The organism is Pedobacter psychrophilus, assembly GCF_001652725.1.
Classification (GTDB): Bacteria; Bacteroidota; Bacteroidia; order Sphingobacteriales; family Sphingobacteriaceae; genus Pseudopedobacter; species Pseudopedobacter psychrophilus.
In genome coordinates, this window is record NZ_LWHJ01000011.1 from 411,414 (window position 1) to 430,645 (window position 19,232).

A 19,232-nucleotide genomic window follows, 5' to 3' on the forward strand; every position below is an offset into this window, starting at 1 on the left:
GACCTTTTGCCCCTATAAATTGTACTGATTAAACATATAACTAACGCTGCAAATAAAAGCCAAAAAATTAATAATGCGTATAAAGAATCTTCTTCATTAATAAAATTATAAGCAACTATAAATGCAATTAAACAAAGGATAGAGAGAATATATATTAGCTTCATATAAATAAATGACCGCTAATTAAATATATATTGAATTAATTTTTAAAAATTTGACTTTCTAGACTATTAATTTAACTAGTAGGAATATCTTTTAAGACCCAAAAAATTTATTGCATTACATTTTTAGCAATCTCCAAAGAAAATTCTTTAGGATTTAATTGATAAGTAGCTTTAAATAAACGAGAGAAATAACTTTTATTTGCAATTCCAATATTATTAGCAATCTCGCTAATATTTAATTCGCCAATTATAATTTGTTCCCTGGCATATTCTAACCTTATCTTATTAAGATAATTATTTACCGTAAGTCCAAAAGTATATCTAAATCCTTCTTGTAATTTTGTGGGATTAGAGCCCACTCTATAAGCTAATTCTTTTATGGTTAAAGGCTTTGCTAACTCTAATTTTAAAATTTGAACAGCATTTTGAATTTGGGCTAATTCAGATTTTCTTAATATTTGTCTTTTAGGTTCTATTTTTTTATCATCTTCATAATCTGCTATCTGAATACTCAATATCTCATTAGATTTACCTTCTAAAAATAATCTTCTGGTAAACCCACTAAGTTTTGTTTTCTTAATAGAATCAATACAATCTGACATAGTTAAACTATAATTTCCATGGTAAAAGAATAAATCTTTAGCATTTAAATCCCTAAATAGTTTTCTAAGGTTAGAATCAACGTGGTTCAAGTCACAATCAATTTTAGATTTAAACTCTTTTCTGCTAATCTCTAAACTGTTTAAATGAATAGGAGAATTTTTTGGGAATAACAATATATGGCCGTTCTGAGCAGTACTAGCAACAATTACATTTTGAAATTGATCAATACTATGCAAGCTATCAGCTTCTTCAAACCTGTGTTTTACTGATCCTTTAGAGCAATAAATAAATTTTAATGGGTGAACTTTATTTACAGAGAAATGAATTTTGAGGATTTCATTAAAAGAACAATTGTACTCAATTAATCCAAAGCCGCCTAAAAAATTAATTCCCCTTATATAGCCCTCTCCATATTTAGAAGGAATATTTAGCCTATACTCATTGCATTTATTTTGATATGTAGTATCAAAAGCATCTGCTAAATTGGATATAACGTCTTTTAAAGGAAGAGACTTTACGTAAATTTCATTCATAAAATTATTTAAATATGGAGTTAATTTATGATTTTAAGTAGATAGTGTTTGTAATATTACTAAAGAATTATTGTAGCCCTAAAGAATTGGGTCGATTTATTTTAAATTTTTGATATTTAATGAAAGTAATTATTTTTTTGAGTCATCAACTTTATCATTTATCCTAAATATATAAACGCTTATGTGTTTATAATAGATTAGCTATATTTGTGTTTAAACAACTGATATTTGAATTTTCAAGATTTTAACTTTGTTCCTCAACTTCAAGAGGGATTAGATACAATGGGGTTTACAAAACCCACTCCTATACAAGAGCAAGCCATTCCTCATGTTTTAGCAAATAAAGACTTAATTGCTTGTGCACAAACAGGTACCGGTAAAACAGCATCTTATTTACTGCCATTATTACACAAGATACAAGAAGCTGATATTTCTCATACTGATACGGTAATCCTTTCTCCAACCAGGGAATTAGCGATGCAAATTGATCAACAAATTATGGGATTGGCCTACTTTACGGGTTGTACATCTATTGCTGTTTATGGTGGAGGTGATGGTTTTAGCTATGAACAACAAAAACGTTCTTTAACTGATGGTGTCAATATTGTTGTGGCGACACCTGGTCGTTTAATAGCGCACTTAACATCCGGGACTATCAATTTAAAAAAAGTAAAACATTTAGTTTTAGACGAAGCTGATAGGATGTTAGATATGGGATTTTACGAGGATATTGTTCGTATCATCAGCTATCTTCCAGAAAAAAGACAAAATCTTTTGTTTTCTGCAACTATGCCACGGAAGATAAGATCGCTTTCTAAAAAGATTTTACATGATCCGGTTGAAGTTAATATCGCTATTTCAAAACCATCAGAAGGAATATTACAGCAAGCATATTTAGCTTTTGACGAGCAAAAAGTTGCATTGTTAAAAGGTATTCTTTCTGATATATCTTATAAAAGTGTAATTGTTTTTGCTTCTAGAAAAGAAACGGTAAAAAAATTAAATTCGGCATTAAACCGAGCTAATATATTATCAGAGGCATTCCATTCTGATCTTGAACAAGAAAGCAGAGAAGATATAATGGTGAGGTTTAGAGGTAAAAGTTTACCAATTTTGGTGGGCACCGATGTAATCTCAAGAGGTATAGATGTTGTGGGGATTGATTTGGTAGTTAATTATGATGTTCCGCCAGATCCTGAAGATTACATCCACCGTATTGGACGAACTGCCAGAGCAGAAACTACAGGAACTGCAATTACATTTATAAATGATAAAGACCAACAAAAATTTGCAAGGATTGAAGCATTGATTGGGAAGGAAATTCCTAAACTTTCATTGCCCGAAGGTTTTACAGACGCTCCAATTTATAATCCAAAAGCAAAAAGAAGTTTTAATCCCAGCTGGAAAAACAAAAACTTTAAGAAGAAATCTTAGTCTTTAAACCTATCGGCAGAATAAGTGATTTTTGTTTTACCATGAGGCACAGGATTAAATTCCTCATCAATATTTACAAACACAATCTTATCGATTGTCAATATGCTATGTCTGGTAATTTTATTTCTAACCTCACAAAATAGCGTTAGGGAAGTTGTACCAAACTGAGTGGCAATTATTCCCATTTCAATAATGTCACCTAATGTTGCAGAACTTAAAAAATTAATCTCCGACATATATTTGGTAACTACTCTCTTATTATCAAGCTGGCAAATGGCATAAATTGCTGCTTCCTCATCAATCCACTTCAATAAACTTCCGCCAAATAAAGTACCATTCGGATTTAGATCTTCAGGTTTAACCCATTTTCTTGTATGGAAATTCATTTTTTGTTTAATTAGTTCAGTCATTTTTAATTGTTGTTAATAAAATGCAAATATCTAAAACACATCAGCATTTTCTTTAATTATCTAAAACAATATGTCGGATTAAAACTTAAGCAATATAATGACAATAGATAAAAAAGTTACCATTATTGGAGCAGGTATTTCTGGCCTAACTGCAGCTAAACTTTTAAATGAAAACGGTTTTGATGTCTTAATTTTAGAAGCTTCTGATCACATCGGCGGGAGAGTTAATACTGTAAATAAGAATGGCTATTTACTTGATCGCGGCTTTCAGGTTTTATTAGGCAATTACCCATTAGCAAAAGAACTATTAAATTATAAGGATTTAAATCTTAAAGCTTTTGATCCGGGTGCTAAAATCTTATATCAGAAAAAAATATATGATGTTTTAGATCCGATAAAGAAACCATTGAGTTTGTTTATGACATTGATTTCTCCAATAGGTTCTTATACTGATAAATTAATCATGTTTAAACTAAAAATAAATTTGAAGTTTAAATCTATTGAAAGGATTTTTGAAGAGGAAGAGCAAACTACCATGAGCTATTTATTAAAACTTGGTTTTAGTGATAAAATGATTAACCGATTTTTTATACCTTTTTTGGGTGGTATTTTTTTAGAAAAGGAACTTACAACTTCTAGCAGAATGTTCAATTTCGTTTTTAAGATGTTTGGCGAGGGAGATGCATTAATCCCAGCTGATGGAATGCAAGAAATACCAAAACAACTAGCTAAAGGATTATCATCAAGTCAAATTGTTTACGATAGTTTTGTTATCGAAATACAAGACAATAAGATTATATGCAAAAATGGAACTGAATACTTTTCTGATTATATCATTATTGCAAGCGATGAAATAAACTTGCCAAAACCTTTTGACAAAAAGGTTAAAAAATACCAGTCTGTAAATGATTATTTTTTTACATCTTATAAACTGCCTTTTAAAGAGCCAATTATTGCGCTAAACGCTAACGATAATGCTTTTGTTAACAACATGGCAATAATGGATAATATTTCAAAAAATTATGTTCCTAATGGCAAACATTTAATATCAATTTCTATAGTAAAAGATGTGTCTAATCTGTCTGAAGAGGATATTGTTAGAAGAATAAAAGATGAAATGTCGGAATGGTTTGATGTTAATGATTGGGAGTTTTTAGAATCTTTTCAAATAAATTATGCGCTTCCAAACCAATTAAATGTTAAAAATGATTTGTCCGATTTAGATATAATACAACACAATAATATTTTTAACTGTGGCGATTATTTAACCAATGGATCTATTAATGCAGCCATGTATTCTGGAAAGCGAGTTTTTGAAATAATTAACAACATTGAAAATAAATAATTAACTAAAAAGAAAAAAAACTTTATTTTCTTAACGATTAATCCATTTAAGAATTTTAAAATTAAAAGATTACTATAAAAAACACATTTTCTAAAATTATTTATTAATTAATTTGTTTAAACAAGTAATTTGTTTCTATATTTGTCATGCCCTCCCAAAGGGCATGTTTTTCATAGGTAGATGTAGGGTCGAATATTTATATTCGGCCCTTTTTTGTTTTAGAACTTTTTTATCATGATTTTGTTGAATAACGATGGGAAATAAGAAAATTGTAGTAGCAATAACTGGAGCGAGTGGGTCTATATATGCGAAAATATTATTGCAAAAATTAGACAACCTCAAAGATCAAATTAAAGAAGTAGGCATTGTTATGTCTGATAATGCAAAGGATGTTTGGAAATTTGAATTGGAAGATGAAACCTATAAAAATTTCGATTTTAAATTCTACGATAAAAATGATTTTATGGCGCCTTTCGCATCAGGATCTGCAAAATTTGATACCATGATTATAATTCCTTGCTCTATGGGCACAATGGGGAGAATTGCCACTGGAATATCAAATGATTTAACCACCAGGGCGGCAGATGTAATCCTTAAAGAAAGAAGAAAATTAATTCTTGTGGCAAGAGATACGCCATTTAGTTTAATTCATATCAATAATATGAAAACAATTACTGAAGCTGGAGGGATAATTTGCCCAGCTGTTCCATCATTTTATAATAAACCAAAAACTATTGAAGAGGTAGCAGAAACAGTTGTAAATAGGGTGCTGGATTTAGCCGGTTTAGATAACCCAAGCTATCGTTGGGGAGAAAGCAAACCTTAATTAAGCTATATTTTTATATCTTTGCAGCCTGAAAATATATGAATAAAAAAGTTGCATTTTATACTTTAGGCTGTAAGCTCAATTACTCAGAAACATCTACTATCGGCAGACAGTTTAGTGAAGCAGGTTTTGACGTTGTTGATTTTTCTGCTGATGCAGATGTGTATATCATTAACACTTGTTCAGTAACAGAAAATGCCGATAAAAAATGCAGAAAAATTGTAAAAGAAGCATTAAAGCATTCTCCTTTAGCATATATCACCATTGTTGGTTGTTATGCTCAGTTAAAACCCGAAGAGATTTCTAATATTGAAGGAGTTGATATGGTGTTAGGTGCGGCAGAAAAATTTAGGATTGTAGAATTCATTTCAGATTTTACAAAAAACCCAAAAACAATAATTCACAATAGTCCCATCTCAGAAACTAATCAGTTTGTTGCTTCTTATTCTTTTGGAGATAGAACAAGAACTTTTTTAAAAGTTCAGGATGGTTGTGATTATTCATGTACTTTTTGCACAATACCTTTAGCAAGAGGCGAGAGCAGAAGTGATACGATAGAAAGTGTAATTAATCAAGCTAAAGAAATAGCAGCTTCTGGTGTTAAAGAAATCGTTTTAACAGGTGTTAATATTGGTGATTTTGGGCTAAGAAATAGCAAAAGAGAAGATAAGTTTTTCGATTTGGTGAAGGCTTTGGATGAGGTTGAAGGCATAAATAGAATCAGAATTTCTTCAATAGAACCTAATTTATTAACTAACGAAATTATAGAATTTGTTGCCCAATCTAAAAGGTTTGTTCCTCATTTTCATATTCCTTTACAATCTGGTTCTGATAAGATTTTAGGTTTAATGAGAAGAAGATATCGTAGGGAATTATACGTAGATAGGGTAAATACCATAAAGCAGTTAATGCCTGATGCTTGCATTGGAGTAGATGTTATTGTGGGATTTCCTGGTGAAACCCGTGATGATTTTATTGATACCTACAATTTTATAAACGAATTAAACATTTCATACTTACACGTTTTTACATATTCTGAACGAGATAATACTCCCGCAATAGAGATGGAAGGTGTTGTGCCAGGTTCTCAAAGGGCGGATAGAAGTAAAATGTTACATATCTTATCAGAGAAAAAAAGACGAGCATTTTATGAAACTCAGTTAGGCAAAGATGCAGAAGTACTTTTTGAAGCAGATCATAAAGAAGGTTTTATGCATGGTTTTACCGCTAATTATGTAAAGGTTAAAGTAAAGTATGATCCCATTTTAATTAATGATCTTAAAGTAATCAAATTAGATGCTATTTTGCCTAATGGCGATGTAAGTATTCTAGAATCAGCTGAATTATTAATGCATTAATAACACCCTTAAATTATATGTTTCCTACTTTATCATATCTTATTGAATATCTTTTTGGGATAAATATTCCTTTACCTATCCAAACATTTGGTTTTTTTGTGGCTTTGGCTTTTGTTGCTGGTTACTGGGGTTTCTCGGAAGAATTAAAAAGAAGAGAAAAATTGGGACAAGTACATCCAATTAAAAGACAAGTTATTATTGGCGAGCCCGCATCTATTACAGAACTAATCTTGAATGGATTATTCGGATTTATAATTGGTTATAAAATTATTTACGGTCTCTTAAATTATACAGCCTTTGTTAATGATCCCCAAGGTTTCATTTTATCATTAGAAGGAAATTTTATAGCTGGAATTCTCTTTGCTGCTTTATTTGCTTATTGGGCTTATCGAGAAAAGAAAAAACAACAATTACCCTCACCAAAAACTGTAACAGAAGTTGTACATCCCTATGAAATGATGGGAACTTTTATTGCCTATGCAGCTATTGCTGGTATTATAGGTGCAAAGGTTTTTGATAATTTAGAATATTGGGATCGTTTTATGCAAGATCCAATTCAAAACTTGCTTTCTTTCAGTGGTTTAACATATTATGGAGGTTTAATTTGCGGTGCATTTGCAGTATTGTATATTTCTGGTAAAAACGGAATTAAAGCAATCCATATGGCAGATGTTTGCGGTCCTGGGCTGATGTTGGCTTATGGAGTAGGAAGAATTGGCTGTCAATTAGCTGGTGATGGCGATTGGGGAATTAACAATACCAATCCGAAACCAAACTGGTTTTCTTGGGCGCCTGACTGGATGTGGTCTTTTAAATATCCACACAATGTGATTAATGAAGGGGTAGCAATTCCAGGTTGCACAGGTAAATTTTGTAGTGAGTTAGCTGTAGGGGTTTATCCAACTCCATTTTATGAATGTGTTGCTTGTATTTTACTGTTCTTATTTTTATGGTCTATCCGTAAAAAAATTACAACACCCGGTGTTTTCTTTTGCATTTATTTGATATTAAACGGTTTAGAAAGATTTTTTATAGAAATAATTAGGGTTAACTCTAAATATCACATTGGGTCTTTTGGATTTACACAGGCAGAATTAATCTCAACAATTCTCGTATTAGGAGGTTCAATAGGTATTGTATTATTTTATATTGCGGATAAAAAAAGAAAGGAATTGTCTTAATGTGTTCTGCAATCGTAAATACTTTAAATCAATATCGATTTTTTCAGAATAAGATTGTAAGATTTTTTTTTTCAGCTGGCATTGCCATGTTGGTAGATGTCGCAGTTTATTTCATCACCTTTAATTTTATTTTTATTAATGATGTGGTGATGATTTTTGGGCATCCAAATAAATCGCATAACGTTGCATTACTTATTTCATATTCTTGTGGAGTAGTCATCAACTTTTTATTAACTAAGTATGCGGTATTTTCAGATTCAAATTTGGCCAGCAGAAAACAATTTCTCCGTTTTAGCTTTATAGCATTTTTAGGTTTCTTTGGTAATTATGCATTACTTAGGTTCTTTGTTGAAGTTTGCAATATCGCACCAACTTTAGCTAGAGTAGCATCGGCTTTAAGCTTAGGCGTTTCTAGTTATTACATACATAAATTTTTCACTTTTAAAATAGATACAGAAACAAATGGATTATGAGAAATTATGTGAAAAGGTAATTGATGTCGCCAAAAAAGCGGGTAAGTTTATAATTAATGAATCTAAGACTTTTAATTCGTCTAAGATAGAGTATAAAGGTAAGAATGATATGGTTTCTTATGTGGATAAAACTGCAGAGAAAATGATAATTGAAGAACTTACCCAGCTTTTACCGCTTTCTGGTTTTATTGCAGAAGAAGGTACATCTAATAAAATAGGTGAAGAATTTAATTGGATAATTGATCCTTTAGATGGTACTACCAATTTTATACATGGAATTCCTGCTTTTGCAGTTAGCATCGCTTTAAAGCAAAATGATGAATTGGTTATTGGTGTAATTTACGAGATAAATCAGGATGAATGTTTTTATGCATGGAAAGATAGCAAGGCGTATTTAAACGGAAATGTGATTACGGTTTCAGACAATAGTGAGCTATCATCTAGTTTAATTGCTACTGGTTTTCCTTATTATGATTTTAAAAGACAAGATGCATACATGAATCTTTTTACAGAAGTAATGCAGAAATGCCATGGTTTAAGGAGGATAGGAGCCGCTTCTGTTGATTTAGCTTATACAGCTTGTGGGCGTTTTGAAGCATATTTTGAATATAATCTGAAGCCTTGGGATATTGCAGCAGGATTATTGATAGTTGAAAGAGCAGGAGGAGAATATTTCGATTTTGATGGTGGAAAAAATGCCCTTGAAACTTGCGATATTGTTGCGACTAATGGGAAGATCTCTTCAGAATTAAATAAGATAATCACATCATATTTTAAATAACGAGTTATGGTAAGGAAAATATTATTTGCAATTGTTGCGGTTCTGATTATTATACAGTTTATAAAACCGGATAAAAATATACATGCTGGTGAACAAGTAAATAATATTAAAACTCAATACAAAATGCTTGATACTGTGAATTCAATCTTAAACGTTGCTTGTTATGATTGCCATAGTAATAACACTCGTTATCCTTGGTATAACAATATACAACCTACTGCTTGGTGGTTAAATGATCATGTAATAGAGGGTAAAGAACATTTTAATTTTGATGAGTTCACTACTTATTCATTAAAAAGACAAGATCATAAATTGGAAGAATTAATAGAATCTCAAGAAGAAGGATGGATGCCATTATCTTCTTATACTTTTATTCATAAAGATGCGAATTTAAACGGCTCACAAAAGAAAATGGTTATTGATTGGGCAAAAGGTTTGAGACAACAAATTCAATCTAATCCTGAATTTGCTGCCTCACCAGCGAAATAATTATCCAATAGTCAATTAGAAATTAAATTTTATTTCTAATTGATTATTAAAACTGGTATATTAATTTTATGCCTTACGGCATCAACTGTAGTTCCAAAAACAATATCTTTAAAACCTTTATGACCGTGAGCACCCATCACTAAAAAGTCTAAATTTTGCTCTTTAACAATTTTACTAATTGCTAAAGCCGGATTCCCAAATCCTATTTGATAATTTGCTTCAAATCCTAAATCATGCAAATCTGATTGATACTTTATCAAACTTTCTTTGTCAAGCTTAGTTTCGTTATCCAATGTATTGTTTCCATGGTATCTTGCAGCAGCAGTTTCTACAACATGTATAAATGTATAAATAGCATCTTTTCCCCCTTGCATTAAGGCGTTTCTGATAATCTTTTCATCATTTTTAGAAAAATCTGTAGTTATTCCAATTTTATGGTAAGATATATTGGCTTGCGTAAAATTAGCTGGCTTGCCATGCGGAACTAATTGCTTATCTTCTTTTGTTTTATTTATAAAAGGATGAATAAAAATATAAACTAATAATGCCAAACAAGCTAAAATAACAGGAATAACAATAGAGTAAATCACCCAATGATTTCCTGCACTTGCAAGCCAGCCTTTAATTTCGCTTATTACCAAAGTTATATTTAGATAAATAATAACTGCAGAACTTAACCAAGCCAAAACCTTTACCCAAGGTTTAATTGCAAACTGGCCCATCAATTTTTTATCAGAATTAAAATGAATTAAAGGGATTACAGCAAAACCAAGCTGTAAACTTAATACTACCTGACTTAATATTAATAAGCTACCTAAGCTTCCTTCACCAAAATAGATGATAGTAAATAATGCTGGAATAATAGCTAGTAGCCTAGTGATTAACCTCCTTAACCAAGGTTGAATTCTTAGGTTTAAATGGCCCTCCATGATAATTTGTCCAGCTAAAGTTCCTGTTATGGTGCTACTTTGTCCAGCTGCAATTAAAGCAATAGCAAAAAGTGCAGGAGCAGCACTCCCAAATAAATTATTTAATAATTGATGTGCATCCTCAATTTCAGCAATTTTAAAGTAACCATTAACATGGAAGGCAGCAGCGGCTAAAATTAGAATTGCTGCGTTAACAAAAAAAGCAAGATTTAATGCAATGGTAGTATCAAAAAAGTTAAATTTAATGGCCTCTTTTTTACCTTCACTCGTTTGATCAAATTTTCTTGTTTGCACTAAAGAAGAATGCAGATATAAATTGTGTGGCATTACTGTAGCGCCAATAATTCCTATGGCGATATAAAGAGAGCTCCCACCTAATTCACTAGGCATAAATCCCTTTAAAACATCACCATAAACGGGTTCTACAATTAGCATCTCAACAAAAAAAGAAACACCAATTATAAATACCAATGAAATGATGAATATTTCTATAGATTTCATTCCTCGTTTCATCAGCAATAAAAGCAAAAGCGTATCAAATACAGTAATGCTTACTCCCCAAATTAAGGGTAAACCAAACAAGAGGTTTAAACCAATTGCCATCCCTACAATCTCAGCTAAATCACAAGCTGCAATTGCAATTTCGGCTAAAACCCATAAAGGGTAATTTGTCCATTTTGGATAAGCATTTTTAGAAGCTTGAGCCAGATCTAAACCTCTTACAATCCCCAATCTAGCACTTAAAGATTGTAACAGTAGGGCAATTAGGTTTGACATTAATAAAACCCAAATTAACTTGTAGCCAAATTGAGAACCTCCTGCAATATCTGTAGCCCAGTTCCCTGGGTCCATGTAACCAACGCTAACCAAATAAGCCGGACCTAAAAAAGCAAAAATTCTTTTCCAGCCTTTTCTTTTATTGATATTAATTGATGAGTGAACTTCGCCTAAACTATTTTTTAATTCTTGATTCATAATGCAATCAATAGGTTCTTAGCAACTTCTCTACTAATCATTTGTTGTCTATCTTTTATCAAAACCATCACTGAACCATCAAAATTGATGATATCAATAATTTTTAGGCTTTCGCCGAGGATTAATCCAGTTTTATCCAAAAATTTTAAAAACTCTGCAGAGTGTTCTCTAATGCCACTAATTAAACCTTTATCGCCAATTTTTAATTTAGATACGGGTATCAACTCTTGAGATTTTAGAACGCCATACCTATCCGGTATAGGATCTCCATGTGGATCAGTTTTTGGAAAATCTAAAAATTCTTCTAAACTATTTATCAACTTTTCTGAGTTAATATGTTCTAATTCCTCAGCAACTTCATGTACTTCATCCCATTTAAAATGGAGTTTTTCTACTAAAAAAACTTCCCAAAGCCTGTGTTTCCTAATTACTGAAATGGCTTTCTGCTGCCCTGCTTCAGTTAAAGTAACACCTTGATATTTTTCATAGTTTACTAACTCTTTTTCTGATAGTTTTTTAAGCATATCAGTAACAGAAGCAGCCTTTGTATTTAAAACTTCAGCTATAGCATTAGTACTTACATTTTCATCAATATTAAAATTTAAATGAAAAATATTTTTTAAGTAGTTCTCTTCAGTAAATGATAAATTCATAATAAAAAATTTATCAAATCTAATAAAAAATTTAGATTAATCTAAAATTTGCTATTTAAAGAATAATTAAAAATAATTCGACATTATTTTAAAATATAATTTTGTTTTAATGGAATAAATCTATTTTTGTAATAAATCCTTAATATGGAATTAGATAAAATAGATTTCAATATTTTAAAAATTTTGCAAGAGAATGGTAGAATTACCAATCTGCAATTGTCTCAGTATATTGGACTTTCACCTGCACCAACCTTAGAACGTGTTAGGAAATTAGAAAACTCAGGTTATATAAAAAGCTATCATGCATTAGTTGATGAAGAAAAGCTAGGTTTAGGCATAAAAACTTTTATCCAGGTTTCGTTAGATTTTCATCAACAGGATACTATTCAAACTTTTCTTAAGGAAATTGGAGAAATAAAGGAAATTACAGAATGTCATCACGTTACTGGTCAGTGTGATTTTCTATTAAAAGCTTACGTTAAGGATATCAAAACTTATGAACAGTTAATTATGCAAAAAATAAGCAGAATAACTGTTGTTAAAACCTTTCATACCATGATGATCATGAGTACCAGTAAGAAAGAGCCAATAATCCCTTTAGAATATTAAGAATTAGTTCTAATCATCTTAATAAATGAAGAATGTTACATTAAAAGAAATAGCTGTTCAGCTAGGAGTTTCTGTTTCTACGGTTTCTAGAGCGTTAACGGATAGTTATGAAATTAATGTCGAAACGAAAAAGAAAGTTCAGCAATTAGCAAAAGATTTAAATTATCAGCCTAATCCATTCGCTTCATTTTTAAGAAAGCATAAAAGCAATACCATTGCTTTAGTTATTCCAGAAATTTCAAACAATTTTTTTAGTTTGGTGATAAAAGGTGTAGAAGCTGCTTGTCAGGAAAAAGATTTTTATGTTTTGATATATCAAACTGATGAAGATTTTCAAAAGGAGCAACGCATTACCAACCATTTAATTGGGGGCAGGGTAGATGGAGTTCTAATTTCTGTGTGTTCTCAAACAAATACTTCAGATCATTTAAAAGAAATTTTAGAAAGAAAAATAAAGTTGGTAATGTTTGATCGTGTTTTAAACGATATCACTGTTTCTAAAGTTACTAGTAATGATTATGATAATTCTTTAGAGGCCACCAAACTTCTATTAAATCAAGGATGTAGAAAAATCATATTTTTGAAAGCAGGTTCAAACTTATCCACTATGGATAAACGTGAAAAAGCTTACGCAGATGCTTTAATATCTTACGGATTAAGTGTTGATGAAACTTTAGTGAAGACTTTTCTGCCAGATCAGGAATTAGATTTAGAGGTACTTAAAACTTTTATCATCAGCAAAAAACCTGACGCAATATTTTGTTCGGTAGAAAACTTAGCCATAGCATGTTACGATATTTGTAGTGAGTTAAATCTCAATATTCCGAATGATATCAAGATAATTACCTTTTCAAATCTAAAAGTGGCAAGATTATTAAATCCATCACTAACTACTATTTCTCAACCAGCTTATGAAATTGGAAAAACCGCAGCAACATTGTTAATTAATGAAATTGAAGGTAAATACGAAGAAGATAGTTTTCAGAATATTAGTTTAGATTCTATCCTCATTAAAAGAGACTCTACAAAAAAGAAAATTTAGTACTGCTGTTTAAACAAAAAAGGGTTCGAGATTAATCTCGAACCCTTTTTTGTTTTTATAAAGTTTAATCTAAAACTTTGGTGACTCAGGATCCTTTGGAATATTTAAATACCCTTTTCTAATAACAGAATGTTTTTTCCCGTACAAGAAATAAATAACTATTCCTATAACCATCCAAATTGCTAAACGCAACCAAGTATCTAGCGGTAAAAATGCCATCATCGTAAAACATACAACAACACCAGCTATCGGTACAAATGGAACCCATGGAGTTCTAAATGGTCTAGGAGTATCAGGATTTGTTTTCCTCATCCAAATAATACCAATACAAACTAAAATAAAAGCGAATAATGTACCAATACTTACCATTTCACCAACTATAGCCACAGGAACAAAAGCTGCAAACAAACTTACAAAAACAGCAAACAACAAGTTAGATTTATAAGGAGTTTGAAACTTAGGGTGAACATCAGAAAATACTTTTGGAACTAGACCATCTTTACTCATGGTAAAGAAAACTCTTGACTGTCCCATTAACATAACTAGTATTACCGAGGTGTAACCAGCCAAAATCGCAACAATTATCGCCTGTTGTAACCAAATATAAGGTGTTTTAGCAATTGCAACTGCTACAGGGGCAGCACTACCTTTAAACTCTGTATAGTTTGCAACTCCCGTCATGACATGAGAGAATAGCACATATAAAATGGTACATATAATTAAAGATCCGATGATCCCAATAGGCATTCCTTTCTTTGGATCTTTCGCTTCTTGGGCCGCTGTAGAAACAGCATCAAATCCAATAAATGCAAAAAACACTACACCGGCTCCTCTAATAATTCCACTCCATCCAAATTCACCAAATTTCCCTGTATTTTCAGGTATGTAAGGAACATGGTTAGAAGGATTAATAAATTGCCATCCCACAGCTATAAAAACAAGTACAACAGCAACTTTTAAAACAACTAATAAATTATTTATAAAGGCAGATTCTTGAGTTCCTCTAATTAATAGTAATGATAATGAAACAACGATGAGAACAGCAGGTAAATTCATAAAACCATGAACCATTACTCCATCAACCAATACCGGCTCATCCCATGGAGACATGGTAAGTTGATGGGGTATCGTTATATCAAAATAGTGAAGAAATTTTGTGAGGTATTGAGACCAGCTTATAGAAACTGTTGCGGCACCCAAAGCATATTCTAATACTAAATCCCATCCTATTATCCATGCCATAAATTCTCCCATGGTTGCATAAGAATAGGTATAAGCAGAACCTGCAATGGGTATCATACTAGCAAATTCTGCATAACATAAACCTGCAAATGCACAACCAACTGCGCCAATTATAAAAGAAATAGTTACTGCGGGTCCTGCATTATTTGCTGCAGCTAAACCAGTTAATGAAAATAATCCAGCACCAATAATTGCTCCAATACCCAAAGCAACTAAACTGAAACTTGTTAAAGTCCTTTTTAAACTGCCTTCACCAGTTTCGGCTGCTTCCCTTAAAAGAACATCAAGCGGCTTTTTGTAATTCATAAAATCTTTTGTTTAGTTAAGTTTTAATAAAAATCAATTTGAAAATAAAAATCTAAAGTAATATAAATGAATCAAAAATAAATGACTTTTTTTATTGTTTATCAAAAAAATCACCATCATAGTATCGACTAAAATACAAATAGGAGAACAAAATCCTAATAATCCAATTTAAATAAAGAATTAATAATAAAAAAAATAATAAGTAACTGTTATTGTTGAAAAACGATCAATATTATGAAAGTTGATTGCAAAAACATGGGAATTAATAGAAGAATTATTTATAAAATGTTAGTAATCAAAACATTAAAAATTAAACGGATTGACAATAGAGTAAAATGAAATTATTTTAAAAAAATATTTGTAGGCGTCAATAAAAACCCTACTTTTGCAATCCCAACAACAAACAATACGGGATGTAGCGTAGCCCGGTATCGCGCTGCTTTGGGAGCAGGAGGCCGCAGGTTCGAATCCTGCCATCCCGACTAGATACCAGTCAGAAGAGGTTAAAAACCCGCAAATCTTATGATTTAGCGGGTTTTTTGTTTTTAATCAAACCAATAAACACCAAAGTATATCAATGTAGTTGTGAGTAAAACAGTGAGTAAAATATATTGTTTATATTTACTCACTGAAACCTATGTAAATTATTGATAATCAATAGTTTATATCATTAATTTTGATGGTTTTTGATAGGATTTGCAAGCTTTATTTGCTAGTAATTCTCCAGCTAAAACACAAATTAAAACAAAGTGCATCAAGATAAATTGATACAAAAAGTAAAAAACATTATTGAAGTCCGTTTTCTGCTTTTAAAGGTAAAAAATGGATTTTTTGTGAGTAAAACGGTGAGTAAATTAGATCGATAAATTTTTACTCACCAGAAAGCACCTAACCTACTTAATATCAATTATTTAAGTCACATTTTTTTTAGTCTATTTTCAGCTGTTTTAAAGAGAAATATTATGCTTTTTGTGAGTAAATTTTATCAAAAACATCAATTGTAAACAACATTCAAAATAATTGATATGAAAATGAGAAACACCTTTGGAATTCAGTTTGTATTACGTAGTAACAAAACTGAAGAAACGACTGGGAGCATCTTCGCCCGTATTACAGTAAATACAAAACGTTGTGAAATTTCGCTCAAAAAGAAAATTGAGATTAAAAACTGGGACGCTAAAACTGGAAAAGCAAAGGGAATAAAAGAGGAAGCCAGTAAATTAAACGAGCACATTGAGCGGATAAGAACTTTGATTAGTGATGCTTATTATCAGCTTATACAGAGAAAACAGCCAATTAGTATTGAGACAGTGAAAGCAGAATTTTTGGGAAATAACGATGATAGTGGAATGACGTTGATAGAACTGTGTAAATATCATAATACTGAAATGGAGAGTAAACTGGCAAAGGGAACAATGAAGAATTATTATACCACCCAAAAATATATTTCGCTATTTATAAAACAAAAATATAAAAGAACAGATATTGCGCTGTCTGAACTCAACTATAAGTTTATCCTTGATTTCGAAAACTTTTTGATGACCAGGCAACCGAAAGATCATCAGAAAAAGTTACATAATAACGGAGCGATGAAGCATTTGGAACGTCTATGCAAAATGAGCAATATGGCATTGATGCTGGAATGGATGGATAAAGATCCTTTTGCAAGGCATAAACTGCATTTCCAAAAAGTTGAACGCTTTTTCCTTACCAAGGATGAGCTAAGGGCCATTGAAATGAAAAAGTTTTCTATTGAACGTTTGGAAGCTGTGAAGGACTTATTTCTTTTCAGCTGTTATACCGGTTTAGCTTACATTGATACCATGAATCTGAGTAAGGAAAATATTTTGAAAGGAATAGATGGAGAGGACTGGCTAATGACAAGCAGACAAAAAACAGATACTGATGTAAGGATTCCTTTATTGCCAGAAGCCTTAGCTCTTGTAAAGAAATACAAAGACCATCCCAAAGCAGAGCATCAAGGAAGATTGTTTCCTGTTATCTCCAATCAAAAAATGAATGCCTATTTGAAAGAAATTGCTGATATCTGCGGTATTCAAAAAGCAATTACTTTCCATATTGCCCGCCATACTTTTGCTACAACCGTTACCTTAAGTAACGGCGTACCAATTGAATCTGTAAGTAAAATGCTTGGGCATACTTCTATTCGTACAACTCAGGTATATGCAAAAGTAGTAGAGAGTAAGTTAAGTGAGGATATGAGGCAGTTAAAGTTAAAGATGGCGAGTAGTTAAATAATTCGCCAAATCGGTTACCACGAAGTTTAGAGCTAGAGAAAGTTAGGCATTCCCCAACTTTCGCTGCTCCTGATGAGAATAATTGTCTGCGTCAATATAAAGTGGAATTATTCCACATTATTATCGGTTTCGAACAAGCGGATGATATCAGAGTATTTGTAATAAAGCGAACCACCAATTTTTGTGAATTGTAAAGTGCCATTTATGCGTAAGGTTTGTAAAGTTCCTGGTGAAATATTCAGAATTTTACGCACTTCATAACTTTTCAGCCATTCCTTTTGTGACTTTAACATTCCTGGTCGTAAAATTCTTTGAATTTCTACTAGCAGTTCTTCTTTGAATTGAGAAAGATCTTCCTTTGTGAGAATTTCTACTGACATAGTTTTTGTTTTTTTATTTATTAATAATTTAGTTTCTGCATTCACGAAAAAAGTCTATTTTCATTTTGAAATATTGAGTTAAGTTTTCTTTATTTCGGTAATCAGTTCCTGCTTAAAATTTTGCAAATCTGATTTTGTTAATATTTCTATATTCATAATACAATATTATAAAGGGAAACTGTGCTGACCCGAGTTCTGTTGTAGGTAGGCTGATATTCAATATATCCATACTCATTAAGTTCTATTATAGTGCGATGCCATGTCATTTGACTGATGATCTTTGCTTTTTCCATTACTTTCTTTTTTATAATAGGGATAGGATTATGACCATTATTTTCAAGCCAAAGACCATAAAGGGTAAGGAAAACAGCAGTATGTGTAGTCCTTATCCTATGATCATCTTTAATGCCTTCGAGGAAATTCCTCAAAGGCATCAATAGACTCAATTGGTCAGACCTGCATTCCCTGCTTTTTCTGCTTTCTTTCATTTCTTTTGATTGACTCTGTAACTTCGATCTTCTGGCTCTTTGGAGATTTTGCAATTTCCTCCTTTTGGCTCACGCTCTGCTTAGCTTCATAAACATTAACTATTCTATCCTTAGGATTAGCCTCGATAAAAATCTGTTTGGTCTCATCCTGCTCAACTTTGATTACTGCTTGTCTATTCCCTTTCTTAAGCGAATCAACCAATTGTTGTTTATCAGCTTCATTGCTGATTCCCTTGATATTCAGTTCGGAGAGAAATTTATCCAAATCAAAGTTGTAATTATCGTGATAACGAAGGGCCTTAAAATTCCCATTATCATCCTTGTTATTGAAATCAAGTTGCAACCAGGCATCATATTTTTCTTCAGTTGGTTTGTATTTAACATCCTCCCCATCACCAACTTTTTCTAATTTAGTCCAACTTTTATTGATTGCCCTGCCACATAGTAGATTATAGGCTTCTTTCAATGTGATATTATTCTCTTTACCGATAAAGAATCTTTGTCGGACTTCTTGTCCGTTACCCTTTTGAAGATTCATATCATAACTGTTGAAAAAGTAAAGCTCACTTTGGGAGGATTTAGTGAAATTAAGTTTTGCCTCTACTTTATCCGTTCCGTAGGTGTTTTGGTAATTCAGATCGAAACTTTTTTCGCCCTTCTCCAGGTTTGCTTTTAAATCTTCCTCTAGTTCCTTACCGAAACCAGTGTAAAAGATTTGATCGTTCAGAAATTCTAAATTTTTCATGTTCATGG

Annotated in this window: 19 protein-coding genes and 1 tRNA gene; 12 read left to right on the forward strand and 8 right to left on the reverse strand. The window is 31.6% G+C overall.

Features of this window, described 5'->3' with window-relative positions:
- Positions 1–271: 271 nt before the first annotated feature.
- Positions 272–1,300, reverse strand: coding sequence for a helix-turn-helix domain-containing protein (locus tag A5893_RS02405; RefSeq protein ID WP_068820945.1), 1,029 nt, complete (start codon positions 1,298–1,300; stop codon positions 272–274).
- Between the two features lie 228 nt (positions 1,301–1,528).
- On the opposite strand from A5893_RS02405, the gene A5893_RS02410 reads away from it, so the two are divergent.
- The gene (locus tag A5893_RS02410) at positions 1,529–2,734 is read left to right on the forward strand and encodes a DEAD/DEAH box helicase (protein ID WP_068820946.1); all 1,206 of its coding nucleotides are present in this window, start codon (positions 1,529–1,531) and stop codon (positions 2,732–2,734) included.
- Here the strand turns inward: A5893_RS02410 and A5893_RS02415 are convergent.
- Complete coding sequence (locus A5893_RS02415; protein ID WP_068821423.1) at positions 2,731–3,120, reverse strand: acyl-CoA thioesterase; 390 nt, start codon at positions 3,118–3,120, stop codon at positions 2,731–2,733. The two genes, A5893_RS02410 and A5893_RS02415, sit on opposite strands and share 4 nt — an antisense overlap.
- 121 nt (positions 3,121–3,241) lie before the next feature.
- On the opposite strand from A5893_RS02415, the gene A5893_RS02420 reads away from it, so the two are divergent.
- The 7 genes from A5893_RS02420 (at position 3,242) to A5893_RS02450 (ending at position 9,597) form a co-directional block, all read left to right on the forward strand.
- Entirely contained in the window at positions 3,242–4,489 is a 1,248-nt protein-coding gene (locus A5893_RS02420; protein ID WP_082911277.1) for an NAD(P)/FAD-dependent oxidoreductase, read from the forward strand.
- Positions 4,490–4,742: 253 nt separating this feature from the next.
- Positions 4,743–5,315 (forward strand): UbiX family flavin prenyltransferase, encoded by a 573-nt coding sequence (locus tag A5893_RS02425; protein ID WP_068820947.1) that lies wholly within the window; start codon positions 4,743–4,745, stop codon positions 5,313–5,315.
- Positions 5,316–5,353: 38 nt separating this feature from the next.
- Positions 5,354–6,673 carry a tRNA (N(6)-L-threonylcarbamoyladenosine(37)-C(2))-methylthiotransferase MtaB gene (gene mtaB, locus A5893_RS02430; protein WP_068820948.1) on the forward strand — a complete coding sequence of 440 codons (1,320 nt, stop codon included), beginning with the start codon at positions 5,354–5,356 and terminating at the stop codon, positions 6,671–6,673.
- A 17-nt stretch (positions 6,674–6,690) separates the two neighbouring features.
- Positions 6,691–7,854, forward strand: a complete 1,164-nt coding sequence (locus A5893_RS02435) for a prolipoprotein diacylglyceryl transferase (protein ID WP_068820949.1) — start codon at positions 6,691–6,693, stop codon at positions 7,852–7,854.
- A complete protein-coding gene (locus A5893_RS02440) occupies positions 7,854–8,327 on the forward strand; it encodes a GtrA family protein (protein WP_068820950.1) in 474 nt (157 codons plus the stop codon). Before A5893_RS02435 ends, A5893_RS02440 begins: the two co-directional genes overlap by 1 nt.
- Complete coding sequence (locus A5893_RS02445; RefSeq protein ID WP_068820951.1) at positions 8,317–9,108, forward strand: inositol monophosphatase family protein; 792 nt, start codon at positions 8,317–8,319, stop codon at positions 9,106–9,108. The genes A5893_RS02440 and A5893_RS02445 overlap by 11 nt, the downstream gene beginning before the upstream one ends.
- Before the next feature lie 6 nt (positions 9,109–9,114).
- Positions 9,115–9,597: a heme-binding domain-containing protein gene (locus A5893_RS02450; RefSeq protein ID WP_068820952.1), complete on the forward strand. Its 483-nt coding sequence runs from the start codon at positions 9,115–9,117 to the stop codon at positions 9,595–9,597.
- 35 nt (positions 9,598–9,632) lie between these two features.
- Here A5893_RS02450 and A5893_RS02455 read toward each other — a convergent pair whose 3' ends face one another.
- Both A5893_RS02455 and A5893_RS02460 read right to left on the reverse strand, forming a co-directional pair.
- Positions 9,633–11,501 (reverse strand): Nramp family divalent metal transporter, encoded by a 1,869-nt coding sequence (locus tag A5893_RS02455; protein WP_068820953.1) that lies wholly within the window; start codon positions 11,499–11,501, stop codon positions 9,633–9,635.
- A complete protein-coding gene (locus A5893_RS02460) occupies positions 11,498–12,154 on the reverse strand; it encodes a metal-dependent transcriptional regulator (RefSeq protein WP_068820954.1) in 657 nt (218 codons plus the stop codon). Before A5893_RS02460 ends, A5893_RS02455 begins: the two co-directional genes overlap by 4 nt.
- A 144-nt stretch (positions 12,155–12,298) precedes the next feature.
- On the opposite strand from A5893_RS02460, the gene A5893_RS02465 reads away from it, so the two are divergent.
- Positions 12,299–12,763 (forward strand): Lrp/AsnC family transcriptional regulator, encoded by a 465-nt coding sequence (locus tag A5893_RS02465; RefSeq protein ID WP_068820955.1) that lies wholly within the window; start codon positions 12,299–12,301, stop codon positions 12,761–12,763.
- A gap of 25 nt (positions 12,764–12,788) precedes the next feature.
- Complete coding sequence (locus A5893_RS02470; protein WP_068820956.1) at positions 12,789–13,805, forward strand: LacI family DNA-binding transcriptional regulator; 1,017 nt, start codon at positions 12,789–12,791, stop codon at positions 13,803–13,805.
- 69 nt (positions 13,806–13,874) lie between these two features.
- On the opposite strand, the gene A5893_RS02475 is transcribed toward A5893_RS02470, so the two are convergent.
- The gene (locus A5893_RS02475) at positions 13,875–15,353 is read right to left on the reverse strand and encodes an amino acid permease (protein WP_068820957.1); all 1,479 of its coding nucleotides are present in this window, start codon (positions 15,351–15,353) and stop codon (positions 13,875–13,877) included.
- 409 nt (positions 15,354–15,762) lie between these two features.
- Here A5893_RS02475 and A5893_RS02480 point away from each other — a divergent pair.
- Positions 15,763–15,835: transfer RNA gene (locus A5893_RS02480), tRNA-Pro, on the forward strand.
- Positions 15,836–16,384: 549 nt separating this feature from the next.
- Positions 16,385–17,608: a site-specific integrase gene (locus tag A5893_RS02485; RefSeq protein ID WP_232456786.1), complete on the forward strand. Its 1,224-nt coding sequence runs from the start codon at positions 16,385–16,387 to the stop codon at positions 17,606–17,608.
- 110 nt (positions 17,609–17,718) lie between these two features.
- Here the strand turns inward: A5893_RS02485 and A5893_RS02490 are convergent, their stop codons facing one another.
- The 3 genes from A5893_RS02490 to A5893_RS02500 form a co-directional block, all read right to left on the reverse strand.
- Positions 17,719–17,991 (reverse strand): helix-turn-helix domain-containing protein, encoded by a 273-nt coding sequence (locus tag A5893_RS02490; protein WP_068821425.1) that lies wholly within the window; start codon positions 17,989–17,991, stop codon positions 17,719–17,721.
- A 152-nt stretch (positions 17,992–18,143) separates the two neighbouring features.
- Entirely contained in the window at positions 18,144–18,419 is a 276-nt protein-coding gene (locus tag A5893_RS02495) for a hypothetical protein (protein WP_157687364.1), read from the reverse strand.
- Between the two features lie 22 nt (positions 18,420–18,441).
- A complete protein-coding gene (locus A5893_RS02500; protein ID WP_068820960.1) occupies positions 18,442–19,230 on the reverse strand; it encodes a hypothetical protein in 789 nt (262 codons plus the stop codon).
- Positions 19,231–19,232: the final 2 nt, after the last annotated feature.

Excerpts from the sequence above, each read along its gene's own strand:
- A5893_RS02405 (WP_068820945.1), bottom strand. The coding sequence starts at position 1,300 with ATGAATGAAATTTACGTAAAGTCTCTTCCTTTAAAAGACGTTATATCC.
- A5893_RS02415 (WP_068821423.1), bottom strand. The coding sequence starts at position 3,120 with ATGAATTTCCATACAAGAAAATGGGTTAAACCTGAAGATCTAAATCCG.
- A5893_RS02420 (WP_082911277.1), top strand. The coding sequence starts at position 3,242 with ATGACAATAGATAAAAAAGTTACCATTATTGGAGCAGGTATTTCTGGC.
- A5893_RS02425 (WP_068820947.1), top strand. The coding sequence starts at position 4,743 with ATGGGAAATAAGAAAATTGTAGTAGCAATAACTGGAGCGAGTGGGTCT.
- mtaB (WP_068820948.1), top strand. The coding sequence starts at position 5,354 with ATGAATAAAAAAGTTGCATTTTATACTTTAGGCTGTAAGCTCAATTAC.
- A5893_RS02435 (WP_068820949.1), top strand. The coding sequence starts at position 6,691 with ATGTTTCCTACTTTATCATATCTTATTGAATATCTTTTTGGGATAAAT.
- A5893_RS02440 (WP_068820950.1), top strand. The coding sequence starts at position 7,854 with ATGTGTTCTGCAATCGTAAATACTTTAAATCAATATCGATTTTTTCAG.
- A5893_RS02445 (WP_068820951.1), top strand. The coding sequence starts at position 8,317 with ATGGATTATGAGAAATTATGTGAAAAGGTAATTGATGTCGCCAAAAAA.
- A5893_RS02450 (WP_068820952.1), top strand. The coding sequence starts at position 9,115 with ATGGTAAGGAAAATATTATTTGCAATTGTTGCGGTTCTGATTATTATA.
- A5893_RS02455 (WP_068820953.1), bottom strand. The coding sequence starts at position 11,501 with ATGAATCAAGAATTAAAAAATAGTTTAGGCGAAGTTCACTCATCAATT.
- A5893_RS02460 (WP_068820954.1), bottom strand. The coding sequence starts at position 12,154 with ATGAATTTATCATTTACTGAAGAGAACTACTTAAAAAATATTTTTCAT.
- A5893_RS02465 (WP_068820955.1), top strand. The coding sequence starts at position 12,299 with ATGGAATTAGATAAAATAGATTTCAATATTTTAAAAATTTTGCAAGAG.
- A5893_RS02470 (WP_068820956.1), top strand. The coding sequence starts at position 12,789 with ATGAAGAATGTTACATTAAAAGAAATAGCTGTTCAGCTAGGAGTTTCT.
- A5893_RS02475 (WP_068820957.1), bottom strand. The coding sequence starts at position 15,353 with ATGAATTACAAAAAGCCGCTTGATGTTCTTTTAAGGGAAGCAGCCGAA.
- A5893_RS02485 (WP_232456786.1), top strand. The coding sequence starts at position 16,385 with ATGAGAAACACCTTTGGAATTCAGTTTGTATTACGTAGTAACAAAACT.
- A5893_RS02490 (WP_068821425.1), bottom strand. The coding sequence starts at position 17,991 with ATGTCAGTAGAAATTCTCACAAAGGAAGATCTTTCTCAATTCAAAGAA.
- A5893_RS02500 (WP_068820960.1), bottom strand. The coding sequence starts at position 19,230 with ATGAACATGAAAAATTTAGAATTTCTGAACGATCAAATCTTTTACACT.